Origin of the sequence: Sulfuricurvum sp. (assembly GCF_041651515.1) — a bacterium.
Classification (GTDB): domain Bacteria; phylum Campylobacterota; class Campylobacteria; order Campylobacterales; family Sulfurimonadaceae; genus Sulfuricurvum.
Genome location: NZ_JBAZJF010000012.1, coordinates 1 through 12706, shown reverse-complemented (window position 1 = coordinate 12706; position 12706 = coordinate 1). Strand labels below are relative to the sequence as shown.

At 49.2% G+C, this 12706-nt stretch carries 12 protein-coding genes; all 12 read right to left on the bottom strand.

The window, feature by feature from the left end; all coding sequences use genetic code 11:
* Positions 1-38: 38 nt before the first annotated feature.
* Positions 39-209 carry a hypothetical protein gene (locus tag WC407_RS13835; RefSeq protein ID WP_373023269.1) on the bottom strand — a complete coding sequence of 57 codons (171 nt, stop codon included), beginning with the start codon at positions 207-209 and terminating at the stop codon, positions 39-41.
* The gene (locus tag WC407_RS13830) at positions 209-502 is read right to left on the bottom strand and encodes a hypothetical protein (RefSeq protein ID WP_373023268.1); all 294 of its coding nucleotides are present in this window, start codon (positions 500-502) and stop codon (positions 209-211) included. The genes WC407_RS13835 and WC407_RS13830 overlap by 1 nt, the downstream gene beginning before the upstream one ends.
* Entirely contained in the window at positions 499-747 is a 249-nt protein-coding gene (locus tag WC407_RS13825) for a hypothetical protein (RefSeq protein ID WP_373023267.1), read from the bottom strand. The genes WC407_RS13830 and WC407_RS13825 overlap by 4 nt, the downstream gene beginning before the upstream one ends.
* Positions 748-773: 26 nt before the next feature.
* The gene (locus WC407_RS13820; protein ID WP_373023266.1) at positions 774-1013 is read right to left on the bottom strand and encodes a hypothetical protein; all 240 of its coding nucleotides are present in this window, start codon (positions 1011-1013) and stop codon (positions 774-776) included.
* Between the two features lie 33 nt (positions 1014-1046).
* Positions 1047-1220 (bottom strand): hypothetical protein, encoded by a 174-nt coding sequence (locus tag WC407_RS13815; protein ID WP_373023265.1) that lies wholly within the window; start codon positions 1218-1220, stop codon positions 1047-1049.
* Entirely contained in the window at positions 1220-2563 is a 1344-nt protein-coding gene (locus WC407_RS13810; protein ID WP_373023264.1) for a hypothetical protein, read from the bottom strand. The genes WC407_RS13815 and WC407_RS13810 overlap by 1 nt, the downstream gene beginning before the upstream one ends.
* Positions 2564-2571: 8 nt before the next feature.
* Positions 2572-8187, bottom strand: a complete 5616-nt coding sequence (locus tag WC407_RS13805) for a hypothetical protein (RefSeq protein WP_373023263.1) — start codon at positions 8185-8187, stop codon at positions 2572-2574.
* Positions 8187-9620: a hypothetical protein gene (locus WC407_RS13800; RefSeq protein WP_373023262.1), complete on the bottom strand. Its 1434-nt coding sequence runs from the start codon at positions 9618-9620 to the stop codon at positions 8187-8189. The genes WC407_RS13805 and WC407_RS13800 overlap by 1 nt, the downstream gene beginning before the upstream one ends.
* 10 nt (positions 9621-9630) lie before the next feature.
* The gene (locus WC407_RS13795; protein WP_373023261.1) at positions 9631-10239 is read right to left on the bottom strand and encodes a hypothetical protein; all 609 of its coding nucleotides are present in this window, start codon (positions 10237-10239) and stop codon (positions 9631-9633) included.
* A gap of 12 nt (positions 10240-10251) precedes the next feature.
* Positions 10252-10923 (bottom strand): hypothetical protein, encoded by a 672-nt coding sequence (locus WC407_RS13790; protein WP_373023260.1) that lies wholly within the window; start codon positions 10921-10923, stop codon positions 10252-10254.
* Between the two features lie 10 nt (positions 10924-10933).
* A complete protein-coding gene (locus WC407_RS13785) occupies positions 10934-12508 on the bottom strand; it encodes a hypothetical protein (RefSeq protein ID WP_373023259.1) in 1575 nt (524 codons plus the stop codon).
* Positions 12505-12706 (bottom strand): hypothetical protein (locus WC407_RS13780; RefSeq protein ID WP_373023258.1); only part of this gene is annotated, 202 nt, incomplete at its 5' end. The genes WC407_RS13780 and WC407_RS13785, both read right to left, overlap by 4 nt.

Here is a 12706-nt window from a genome sequence, read left to right as displayed (position 1 = left end):
AGCGGCTTGTAATTGGTGGTATTCAAAGGAGCAAAGGTTTACTTTTTCATATCCTTGCTGAGAACGCCGATAAGTCCGATCACAGCCTGTAAAATCGCCGGTTGCAACTGAATCTTACCGAGCGCGTAAGCCTGTGCCGCGTGAGCGATAACCGCAAGTCCTGCCCACGTTGTCGGGCTTTTGATGTGTGCCATGATGAATGCTTTCATTATTTCGTGACCTCCGTTTTCTTGTAGACAATCCCATCTATGCTTTCGATGGTGTGCCGCGCAACTTCCTTGCTCGTGGGCCAGTGAGCCATAGCCGCGTCAAAGGCCTTGGACATGAGCATGAGTTGATTTTCATCGGCACAAGCCATTCTGATAGCCGCGTGCGCATCTGTAACGAACGAATCACGCCGCCTCCGCATGTAGGCCTTGTTCTTGTCGTAAATCGACTGGTGAAGCGCGTCGCGCACTTTCTGGTAATCCTTGCGGATGGCGAGTGACAGGATCGGGATCATTCCGCAATCGCATCCTCGAGGGCTTTGATGAACACGTCGAACAACTCCCGGGTCGCCATGCCCTTGCTGTATTCCTGAATCAGCTCGAACGCGCGCTCCTTGTTGTCCTGGATGAAGTCCATGAGTTCTGCGTCCACGATGGCCTTTATCTTTTCGCCTATTGCCTTAATGCCATCCTCGTGATTACCGAGCCACTTCTTGAATTTACGTTCGACGTTGTGCTGTAATTCCGAAAGTTCACTCATGTTGTCACTTCCCTTTATTTGTGGTTTTAACTTCCAAACAATTTGGTAATTGCGGCTCCAGCAACCAACAGTAAAATCGCCGTAAGGACAGCGAGCCCGCCAAGCTGTCGACCGATAGCCACATGAACATTGTTGTGTCTATCATAATATCCATGCAACTCACCGGTGAGCGCGTCCATTTTCTTAAACAACTCAACGACGTTTTCATGATCAATATCCACCTGTCTTTCAAGTCCGCCGAATTCCCTGTCATTAATTGGTGCCATGTTGGCTTCTCTCCCTGCTGGCCGTGGTTTTGTTTATGAATCCTTTTCTACTCCAGTTATCGTGACCGTCAATTCAGCCATACGGCCCGATCCGGGTTTGTAGTCAAGGATTTTTTCAGAGGCATCATTCAATGCCTGTTTGAGCTTCTTTGAGCCGTCCAGTGAAACCGGCACGCTGTACAATATTTGCTTTTCGATGTCTGCCATTATGCCTCCTCGAAACCATTGACTGTGATAATCAAATCCAAGTTTGTTGCCCCGCCGAGCTTAAGAATCGTCTGCCACGAATGGCCTTTGGCAATAAGTATCGGCGTGGAAAACGTAATATTCCCATTCGTGGGGAGTGACAGCGTGCCGAACCATCTATTTTGCCCGTCCGTGGTATCCGAAATAATAACCTGTATTGGAATTTCCTGCACGGCACATTCTGCGGTAGGGTCGGTCCCGGTATAGATGCTTAATCCAGTCACCCAAAGATTGTACGTTCCGCTCTGCGCTACCGCCGTTGCACTATCCGCCGACCAGTCAGCTGTGACCGTGCCGTGGTTGAACGCGATAATTGCCGCGCCCAAATCGGAAGCAGGCCGGTCGGGGTATCCGAGTGTTCGGAGAACATGGCTTGTCGGCGAACAACGCACCCGGTCCCAATTTGTCCCGTCAAACGCCAACATCATTGGATATGTGAGTATGCCGCTGTAGGTCGTTGCCACATCGTCAGCATTGCCAAGCCCTGATATTGTCGGAGCCACAAGCGTGTTCGCAGTGGACTGACCATACATCATTGTCCCGCGCTTCGCATACGTGGATTCGCCCGTGAACCCGCTATCATTCGCCGGGTACGGCACAAGGATTGTCTGGAGCCGGAATGTCGTTTGCCCCGTGCCGCCGTTAGTGTACACCACGCGCATGTAACGCGCGAGCTTATTCTGCGTAATCGTCCGCGCCCCGGCCACAGCCGCCGCCACATAATAAGTTGACGGTATGATGTCCCAGTTCGTTCCGTCGCTTGACCACTGGACTGATATTCCCGCCGCCGCGCTTGCCACATTGGAGAATGCGTTGATCAGGACACTGCCATAAAGTAACATGTCCGTGGCGGTCCCCGTAAACACGCCCGAGATTCCAAGAGCAACCGTGCTGCTGTTATTCGCGTCCACGACCGGCGTGAGAACCGTTTCAATCGCCGCCGCGTCCGTGGCTATCGCCGCAAGGTTGCCCCCGGTTTCGAGCGCAAATCCATTTGACACGGCAACAGTACCTGTGACCGCCACAGCGTCGAGAATCTTCTTTATCCCGTCTGTGTCCTTGATTGCGGTTACAAGTCCGTTCAGCGTCGTTATGAGGCCATTGAGTGTTGTTTCAAGAGCAATCTGTGAATCCTGCTTTGTCTCGCGTGACGCATCTGTTGGCAGTGGGCCAGCCCCTGTGCCTGCCGAACTGACATACCAAGGAGCCGCCGCTGATTCTCCAATAGCCGCGCCTGTAACAGAATGTTTCGCGTTCGTCTTGACCGCGCTGATTACTTTTTCGAGGATCACGTTTATTGTCATTCGCGGCATTATTCCGATCCACCTTTTGCGGATTCAAATCTCTTGTCAAGATTTTCGGGTGTTGATAATTCAGGGGCTTTTTTATCGAGCCAATCAACCATTGTGTCTATTTTTTTCTTTGCTTCTTTTTTCTGATCATCGGTTTTTGCTTCAATATGATCCGATATGAGTTCAGTTAATTTTGTATTTATAATCCGATTGCTTATCCTTGTTTCAATTCCCCTGTCTTCATATATATTTTCGAACCGGTCAAACACAAGATTATACTGATCGGAATCATCTTCAAGAACAGAATCCATGAGAAGCCGCGTAAACGTGTTGTCCAGTTTTTTGTTGTATCCATCAAGAAGAGCGTCACCGATTTCTTCTTTGGTATCCTGTGGATTTTTCCAATCATATTTTCCGCCATGCTGTTTGAACAGACGTTCCGCTTGTTTGTCGTCGCCAACTCCGATTGCCCCGTAATACATCCGTCTAAGTTTCTTACCTTTGGTTTCATCCGGGTAAACGGCCTGTGCGCGAGTCGGCATTTCATACGTCTGATAAAAGCCTATCTGCCTTAGAAGCGTTTCTCCAACGGATTCAACATCATAAGGGATTGCGCGTTCATCTGGCTTGCGGGCATATCTTTCACGTTCAAACATTCCGGGCTGTTCATCGTATCCGTATTTCACGCCGCCACGGGATAACGTCATGGCCCCTGAACCAATGCGGCCCAACCCTACGCCGCCGGGAATCAATGCCGTAAGCCCTCTTTGGACGTTTCTTGAACGCTTCTTCATTGTCGCGTCAGAAACATTCGTTATATCATCGGTTGGGTCCATTCTCGAACGCACGCCTTGACCATAATGATAGATGTCCCTTGCCATTCCTAATGCAAATGGTAATCTCAAGTCATATTCGCCTGTTGCAGTGGGATTGTAATACCCCTGAACAGGATTGATAACGCCTATGTTTGTGTCTTTTTCCCTTTTCAAATATTCTTCACCGGCAACGTATCCGGCGTATGTCAGTGGGAATGCTGCCGCCGCCGCCATTGCTCTACGTCTGTCCGGTTTCGGTAGTTGTTCCGCTCCCGAAAATTGTTCTGCATATTCAGTGCCGCGCTTATATTTCAGATATTCATCAACGAATGTTCCTGTCTTATACTTGCCCTCTTTTTCAAGCTGTTCTCCTGTGCGGCGCAGATAATCAAAAAGAATATCATCGGGCGGCGGCATACTCTGGTCAAGGGAATATTTCAGCGCGTCGCCAATGCCGCGCGCCTGTGTCGATATGGTATGTACTGGATACGAAAGGAACATTGTCAAAAGTTTTGTCGGCGCGCCGCCTGATAGAATTGTTGGGCCTTTCCACCCGAAACCAACCTGTGTGAATTCAGAGGACTGGTTCCCGAACATTTCAGCCATTTTTTGTACGGTTGGGCTATCGAGATCATACCCCATCATTTTTGCGTGGTCGAGATATTTCAGAACGCCGCCAATCCATGCCGTGCGCCGGTTGTCGAATTCAGCCACGTTGAACGGAACAAACAACCCTTTTCCAAGACGATCATAGTATTCGCGCGCACCCGCCATAAATTTTGTTCTGTCATCAAACGAATGTTTTTTAATGTCCTGAATAATATCGCGCATAATAGACGACCGCAACTGCGGATTATCAAATGCCATGTCAAGAAGTTCTCTGCCGCGCTCTGTATGCTTTGCAATGCCGGGATATTTTTTAATCGTCTTGAACCTGTCGAGATAACCGAGAGCCTGATACCCGCGCGCCAAGGCGTAATACTTCGGGCCAACATACTGAATCGTGTATAAATCCTGAAACTTCTGCTTAACCGATGTAGCGAGATTGCCGCCGATGGTTCCTTTATAAAGAGTGTCGCGTAATCCTTCGAGGAAAGCGTTGCCGATAACCGTCATGTCCCCCTGTTCAATGTTGAGACGAGAACCGAGTACTGGCAACTTCTTCAAACTTTCGCCGCCCCATTCCATTACAGACGCAAACGCCTTGTCAAGCCCTGTCGGTTCCGTTCCGGCTGTCATTTCAGTTGCGAACTTTTGAAGATAATTCCGCGCAAGTCCTTCATCGTCGCCGAGTAATGCAATGTACTGATTCGCCTTTTTCACAACAGGGTCATAGGCGATTTTGCTTTCAGCCGCCATTGTGTATTTCCATATCGCCTCGACGGGGTCAGTTCCATACGCTTCATCGCTGACACGAGCGTTAAGGAATCTATTCTTTATTTCCTCTGGAACCATTTTCCAAATATACGGCGGCAATTCATTCGGGTCGCGTCGCCCCATAATTGCATCAAACAAGTGCGGCATGTAGTTCTGTCGATACTTGCCGAGTTCTTCAAGCCCCATGCGTTCCGCGTATTCATCAAGATATTTTCTTAATCCAGTTGCAGATTCAATAAGCAGATCAATTTCGTCTTTTTCCAATACGGATTTATTCCGAAGTAGATACTCGGGGTCTTCTGCCATTCTGAAAAGAGAATCCATAATATTGCGATTGAACATCTGGCCTTGACGCTTATTCATTTTACGGGCTTTAATCTGCCGGTCAACGTATGATGTGACGGGGCTGAATATTTCGCCGAGCTTTTTTTCTTGGTCCACCATCTTTTTAACTTCAAGCGTTTCGCGTTCCACCTTAAGATCGTACAGGTCAGAGAATCCAAACCGTTGCATTACGACCTGACGCGGTGACAATGACGGCCACAATAATTCCCTACCAGTGCCACCCTTAAACGCCCCCATCGTTTCAAGCTGATATTCAAGTTTCGGCGGCTTCGTTTTACCGGTCGGGGTGCGGACGGTATTCATCCGCGCTATCAAGTCTTCAAGTTGCGTGTCAGTCAGATCGCGAATGTTTTCAAAAAGTGGCGACTGGTTGCCCTCGATGGAACCATAATTTTTTACAGCCCACTTCTGGAGTTGCCCATAATTTATGTTGGTTTCACGCGCTATCCTTTTAAGGAAGCTTTCACCGCTTGCATTTATATGTGAGCCTTGTTCGAGATACTTCTGAACGCTTGGAAGTTTGCTTATTTCCTCATTCGCCATGCGCAACATTTCATCGGAATACTGGAGATCGTCTGTGCGCCGCGCGAGAATATCAATGGACCGGTCGCGGCCCTCACCCGCATAAGCCCTTTTGTTCGCGGCACGTGACAAGTCTTTATCCACGGCTTTTTGAAGCATTTTGTTTGGTGGTTCGAATGTTTCTGCCCGGTCTATCGTCCTGTATAAATCCTGTTTTGCATCTCCAAGTTTGCCGCTTGCCCGACCAAGTGCCGTTTCAGCCGACTCCGCGCGCTTTGCGCCACGTTCACCCTGTACCACGTTCTGATAGACGCGCCACACGGCGGCGGGGTCGTCCTGCATTGCGAGCTTCCACATCGTAGGCGACATCTTCTCGCCCATCGTGCGTTCCATTTCAAGTGCCTGTTGCGCGGCGAAGTCAAGAGGATCAACATTTCCAGTAAGACGGCCACCCTTATAGATGGGAATATCCGATAGCTTGTTGAATATATTCCTTTCAGCAATGCCAATGTTTTCATCGGCCCACGCTGTTTTCATAAACCCACGTGCGCCCGCGTGCGTGTCGAGCAAAGTGAAAATATCGTCAGCATTTTTTGCATTGTCTACTTCATCAATTACCCACGGGGACTTTGATTTAAGCCCGCGCCACACGCTGTTCGGAACCATGAAACGCGCAACTTCTTTGTTGCGAAGTATCTGTATTTTGCCTTGTGACTTGTGCGCGAAATATCCTTTTTTTGGAACCACGTCACCGGTTTCGAGTTGTTTCTTCAACAGGATAAGTTCTTCATTTGACAGGTCCGCGAGACGCGACTTGTTGCCGGGAAGTATTTTGTGGAGGTCGCCGGAGTCAACCCACCTGAAATCCATACCGATCCTGATCGCGGCCTGTGCTTCTCTGCGCTGTTCTCGTAGTGCTGTAACCGTTTCTCCGACAAGTTTCTTGTTGTCCCTTAGGGTCGATGCCAATTCGCGCAATTCAAACGATTCGAGCTTATCAAGGCGGGACGTTCCATATTGGTTCCGGGCAAGCTGATTGAATTCGCGCGGCCTGATATTGGCTTCACGAATTGCCACGTTCAATTCCTTGCGCGCGGCGAGCATGTCAGATAATGTGGCCTCGTCAATCATCGAGGATTGTTCATCGGCAATAATCTTTTGAACAACAGGACTATTGTCCCACAACTGGCCCGCTGATTCCATAGCTTCATTTTCTGGCTTCAAGGCAATATTTAAATATGTCTGCATGAACGCGTCTGGATCGTCTTCATATATCTTTTGTGCCGTTGCTGAATCAATGCCGACAAACCGAGCCACGCGGCCTACAACCGTTCTGTCGAAGTCCGTATCCTTTTTTGAATGCTTTACAATCTTCTCATACTCTGGCATTGTGCGCGCAAGGTCAATGGCCTGATCGGTATCCTGGACTTCGGCTACATTCCCGATGATTTTGTCGAAAGCCTTTTTCTTTGTGACCGTTGCGGCATTGGGGTTTCTACCGAGTACGATTGTCCCATACTGCCTGTTTTTTTCAAGCCTTAGATTCGCCTCGACGTGGCTTGTTGACTTGTCCATTTTCTTTGACAGTCGTTCAAGCCTGTTATCAAGTATCGTCGCGGCGCGCTTCTGCGGTTTCGTTACGTCGCCAGTGCGGGATGATCTTACAATGGCACGGAAATTATCAATGTCAGCGCGAGTAACTTCTTTTGCTTCAATAAGATCGCGTATTCTTGTGGCTTCCTGCCGGACTTCCTTTTTGCCTATCTTATTTACAATGTCCCACATATCATCGGCCTTTGCCGTGATGCGGAATACGTCCGTTAAATCAGGTGTGAACAACTCGGACATAACTGCCGGGACATACATAAGCCCCTTTGTTTTTGGGTCTTCTATGGGATCAGGTAAATTTAACAGGCTTTCGCCCTTTTTAAAATCATCCAAAGAATTAAAAGTTATCGGGCTTACTGTTTCTGAAAATGGAGCCATTGGATTGGCTATCATTTTACCAACATTAAACGCTGTGTATGGGGTGAGTTCCAATATATCTATTGCGGTTTTGCCATAAGGCTCAACGGCAAATGCGGCATTTTCAACCCATTCAGGTGTCCGCTTTGTTGGCTTTACTGGAACAATCGGATTATCTTTCACGTACTGCTGCGCCGCGCCACGCCTGTATGACACGCCATACTTTTGCTTTGGCTTTACAAACGTTGGTTCATCCGATGTGTCATATTGAATCCACGCCTTGCCACCGCCTGATGTGTCAATGACATCATCCTCTAATAAGGGCATGTCTTTTTCTGGCTTTATTTTATAACCGTTACGGATAATATTTGTGTTTGACGTTGCTTGTTTTAATGTTGCAGTAGACGGAGCCAATGTGTTTGCCGGAATCCCGGCCTCAATCAATGCCTGTGTCCCCGTGAACGGCGCAACACCTGTCAAAAGGAATTCATCAACACCCGTTAGCTTTGGAGTTGGTTTCTTCTTTGGCTTAGTGTTTTTTTTAGACGCGGGTTTAGTAACGCCCTGTGCGGCGCGGTTCATTATCTTGATAGGGTCAACGCCGAATGCCATTATCGAGGCTTGCTCCCATAATTGTCACGCTTGATTGTGGTTGTCCCGCTACTTCCGCCTTTTTTTTCTTCCGCTTTCCCTGTACCCCAACCCGAAGTACCTTTAAGCTGTTTGGCTAAAAATCCAGTTGCCGGATTGTACGTTTTGCCTGATTTAATTTGGCTATTAACGGTATTGGCAACTTCTGATTCAACAGCTTTCTTTTGGGAATCATTGAGTGGTTTCCCGTTTTTCTTTTCTGCTTTTGCTATGGCCTTTTTGTTTATCTTTGGAATATCGTTGACGAGTTTTATCTGGTCAACGCCCTTCCCTTTGGTTGTGTTCGTTGCAAAGTGTTCCGCCACCGCGTCAGTTGCAGAAGAAAATATAATATCATTCATGGCTGATTCGTCTTTTGTCAATTTTTCCGCTTCTGTTTCTGCTTTGTCTGCGGCGGTTTCAGCATTCTTTTTACCCGTCCTGTTGGCAATATAAACATCCGTTTCCAATCCGGGTATCCTTGCCGCCGCCGCATCACGCTTTGACTTAGGCAAGCTCATGTCATTTGCATCAAATATTGCCTGATCGAGTTCACCTTGTTTTGACTGGATAATAAGTTCGTCAACAGGATCAAGAGAATCCAACCCCGGCAATACGCCAATGCGACCACCAGAAATAGGCTTATCGTTAGAGCTGTATTCCTTGATAGGCCAAATATTTTCTATGTTCTGCATTTTCAATTCATCCGCCATCTTCGGGGTTATATATCCGTATGTGGTTCCAAAGTCGCCTACCTCACGATACAGGTCTGTCGGCTTGATCCCCTTCGTCTTTGAACCAAGAATATCATAGAAATCAGGCTCATTCAAATATCCGCGTTCGCCCAACTGCTGTTTGATCTGCGGCTGATTCGGATACTGTTCCTGTGGCAAAATGCCGAGCGCGCCCAAGCCCGGAAGTTGTTCAAGCTGTGAACGCCCTTGTTTGTACAGTGCTTCATTGGCGAATTCCGGTATATTCTGCTTAAACAATTCCGGTTCACGTTCGCGCATGAAATCAATCATCCCCGGACGGTCAGACATGATATTTTCAGGGATTACACGATCAGGAAGCGGAGCAAAGCCCCCCTTATAAAGCATGGGGTTGTCCCAATTTTCCATTGCAAATTTTTCTTGTGGCGTTTGCGGCGGTAGCTCCCAACCCTGATCAAGAGCGTATTGCTTTTCAATTCTGTCTTGTGCAAGCCTATCTTTATAATCATTGTCCGAAAGATCATTGGCAAAAACCATATCACTACGCTTGTCCGCGCGCTCACGGTTGTACTGCGCTTCGGCGGCGGCTTTATCCTGATCGCGCATGTACGCCTGATACTGCAACTGACGGGCAATATTCTTGTCGGCCTCACGTTGCTGCTTATATGCGTAAATCGCTTCTAAAATCTCTTTGTTTGCCATTTTAAGCCACCTAACGCATTTGATTGGTGTTCCGGTTGTAATAGAAGTTTCCGCTCGTCTGTGGGCGTTTTGGCTTACTGTAGCGCGAAGCCATGTCAGCCCACCCCGATCCGAACGTGTTCAACAGATTGCTTTGGGAACCGGCACCCTCGTAATATTGCGACGGCGCGGCGGCGGGCTGTTGTGCGGCCCCGCCCATCAGCGCGGCATACGGGTTCCCGCCCATTGCCATGCCCGCGATACCGCCTACCAGTTGACCCCACCCGGCGTTCTTCTGCTTGCGCGCCTGTTCATTCGCCAGATTGCCTTGAAGCTCAAACTGGTGGTCACCATAGCGGCGGGAATACTCGTTCTCCCGGATACCCTGCAATGAGTTGGCAATGTCAGCGGCCATCCCGAGATCGGCGCGCTGTAGCCCTTCCGCGAAAGAGCCAATTTCAGCCGAGCCTATGCCGCTGTCCGAAAACCCGCGCCGCCGCAAACTGGCCTGAATCGCCTTTAACTGTGCGGAGCGTGCGCCCGTGGCCGACGCTTGCATGTCGCCGTATACATTTTTCCAGTTGGCCTGTTCCTTATCGAGATCAATTCCCCACCGGCCACCGTAGATTGAATCTGCCATGATGTTTCTCCTTTAATAGCCAACGACACAAAGCCAAAATTTTTCGTGGCCATACGTTGTCCCCGTATAAGAGGCCGCAATGTAATTAAACGTGGTTGTTTTCCCCGCTGTCGGGGTTATCTTCGCCGCCGCACAGGTTGTTGATGAAACATTTACGCCACCGCCAAAAGCGGCTTCAAGAGCAACGCGCAATACAAATGCGTCAGCGGCGGCGGCATCTTGTATTGTATACTGGCATGTTTCAGTAGCGATTGAGTATGTTCCGGCACTGTGTGCAAGTGCTTGAAAACATCCGCCAATAGCAATGAGCGTTGTGGCTTTATCAGCCGGAACCACTATGGGAGTTAATGCTGTCGGGTCACTGGCATGTGTTGCAAATCCGAATATTTTCAAACCTGTCGATACGCCAGCGGCCATGCCCAACGCCGCGCCGAGTTCCGCAAGAATCTCTTCATCATCGTCACCGGCAAAATAATTTGCGGCATCCGTTATTTTTACGCCTTTGCCGCTGTGCATCGTCTTGGTAATATTCGCGCTCAAATCAGCGTGAGCCGCCGCCGTAACAGAGTCAGCCCCGAGCGCGGTAACACCGGCATTGATAGCATTCTTTATCCGGTCAAAGTTTTCCTGCAACGTAGTGCGGGCAACTTGGCCGGTCAATAAATCAAGAAGTGTAAGAGCCATATCAATACCCTCAATTTCTGTTTTTCGTTTTCAGGCGCAACGTAATCCCATGAATTGACAGCGGATAATGCCCCGTGTAGCTGTAGATAAACTTGACCGTGCTGCCCTCGAGTTCCGCGTCGTAATCAGCGTGGGCCAACCGCGTCATGGAATCCGCATAAATGCTTTCGTCATAAATCGTCAGCGGGTCATCATACGTCGCGTAATGCGCCGGAGCTTCCACGCTTATCTGAACGTCAGCAACTTTTTTGTTGAACTGGTGGCCGCTTTCAAGACTCGATGTAATTATCTGCATCGTTCCAATCGTGTTTGTAAGCGTGTTGCATCGGACAATGACGCGGCTTATGAGCTTGTCCATCGACCAATCGCCGAGCGCATATTCTGGTGACTCTATCAGTACCGTGATGTCCGTTCCGTTATCCGTGTAGGTGTAGTCGTCAAAGTAATATAAATTGTTGTCGTCAGAGAACGAGAAGTAAATTGCATTCGTGTTCCCGTCAGTCTGCCGCGCAATGTGGCTGACTCCCTCAATGTCGAAAACAGTCCAACCGTTTGTGATGCTGTTGTAACAGAGGATACCATTCAAGTAGGTGAATAGAACGCTGTTCCACTGCGGGACCGTACACGCCACACAGTTTGACATGTCCGTGCCTTTTACGAGCGGCCATACACCATTCCCGATAGGATAATTGTTGTCCGCCCGGAACATGTAGAAATTCGTTTTGCCGACATAAACGGCCATTCCGTTGCCGCTCATGTCGTCTGTTTCGGCAATCCCGTGTTGAGCCACACAGCCGTCTTTCCGGGATGTCTGGCGGTTCTCATAGTTGCCGCCGTACTCGCCGATAAGTATCCGGGAGTTGTTGCGCGTGTAATTCAACAGATTATCCGTGTCGCTGTAACTCCAGAGACATGTTGCCCCGGTGCTGTCGAGGAACCTGTTGTCCACCTGAAACGTGTCATTCGCCTCAAACTCCATGTCGGTACCAGGGTCGGTAGTCCATCCGCCCTCAATGCTGAAATAGCAGGTGTTGCGCTCCCCCGTGACAGCCGTTACGACGAACAGCCGCCCGTCGCTTACCTCTGCAATTTTAGGAATCGGCGAATATGCCGACGTACCCGCAAACACAACGTCAGCCTTGGTCGTGGTGTTGTCCATGTATTGGAATACGTTCCCATTGTAAATCAAAAGGTATTGCTGAAAGACAAGGAAGTGGACCTTGTACCCGTCAAGGAGTGTGCCGCCGCCTGTGACCTCTGTGAACGTCGTGCCGTCAAACGTGTATATTTTTGTGTAAGTCGCAGTCTTTGCCGCGATAACCCACACGCTGCCGGTTGGCCGTTCCCACCGGATAAAGCTGTCAATTCCGATGCAGCCAGTTATGCCGGAAGCGTGCGCCTTGAGGTATCCGGGTCGAACTTTTGCAAGGCCGCGCTCATCAAGAATGAAGTTTGTCATGCGCCGCATTTCATTGCCGGGTCCAAAGGGTGGCTCAAGAAGCGACTCTGATTTGTCGAGCCGCATCCCACCTTCAAAATTATCTACCAGTGGTGCCTTGCGCCATTCCTCTGTCAGTGGACTCATGGGATATACACGCTCCCCCCCATACCGAGAGGATAGCCGCGCCCGCGCCCGGTAAACCGGCCATAGACATCTTTGATGACTGGCGACTTCGCGTTTATCTTGGAGTTCTGTATTGAGTTCTTGAATTTCCGAAGCATCATTTGATATTTTGTTTCAGTGATTTGCTCCGAGTTTAATTCTTTGTCGCGGTGTAAAATT

Coding starts and splice junctions, on each gene's coding strand:
- WC407_RS13805 (WP_373023263.1), bottom strand. CDS start 8,187: ATGGCATTCGGCGTTGACCCTATCAAGATAATGAACCGCGCCGCACAG.
- WC407_RS13810 (WP_373023264.1), bottom strand. CDS start 2,563: ATGACAATAAACGTGATCCTCGAAAAAGTAATCAGCGCGGTCAAGACG.
- WC407_RS13830 (WP_373023268.1), bottom strand. CDS start 502: ATGATCCCGATCCTGTCACTCGCCATCCGCAAGGATTACCAGAAAGTG.
- WC407_RS13795 (WP_373023261.1), bottom strand. CDS start 10,239: ATGGCAGATTCAATCTACGGTGGCCGGTGGGGAATTGATCTCGATAAG.
- WC407_RS13800 (WP_373023262.1), bottom strand. CDS start 9,620: ATGGCAAACAAAGAGATTTTAGAAGCGATTTACGCATATAAGCAGCAA.
- WC407_RS13825 (WP_373023267.1), bottom strand. CDS start 747: ATGAGTGAACTTTCGGAATTACAGCACAACGTCGAACGTAAATTCAAG.
- WC407_RS13815 (WP_373023265.1), bottom strand. CDS start 1,220: ATGGCAGACATCGAAAAGCAAATATTGTACAGCGTGCCGGTTTCACTG.
- WC407_RS13820 (WP_373023266.1), bottom strand. CDS start 1,013: ATGGCACCAATTAATGACAGGGAATTCGGCGGACTTGAAAGACAGGTG.
- WC407_RS13785 (WP_373023259.1), bottom strand. CDS start 12,508: ATGAGTCCACTGACAGAGGAATGGCGCAAGGCACCACTGGTAGATAAT.
- WC407_RS13790 (WP_373023260.1), bottom strand. CDS start 10,923: ATGGCTCTTACACTTCTTGATTTATTGACCGGCCAAGTTGCCCGCACT.
- WC407_RS13835 (WP_373023269.1), bottom strand. CDS start 209: ATGAAAGCATTCATCATGGCACACATCAAAAGCCCGACAACGTGGGCA.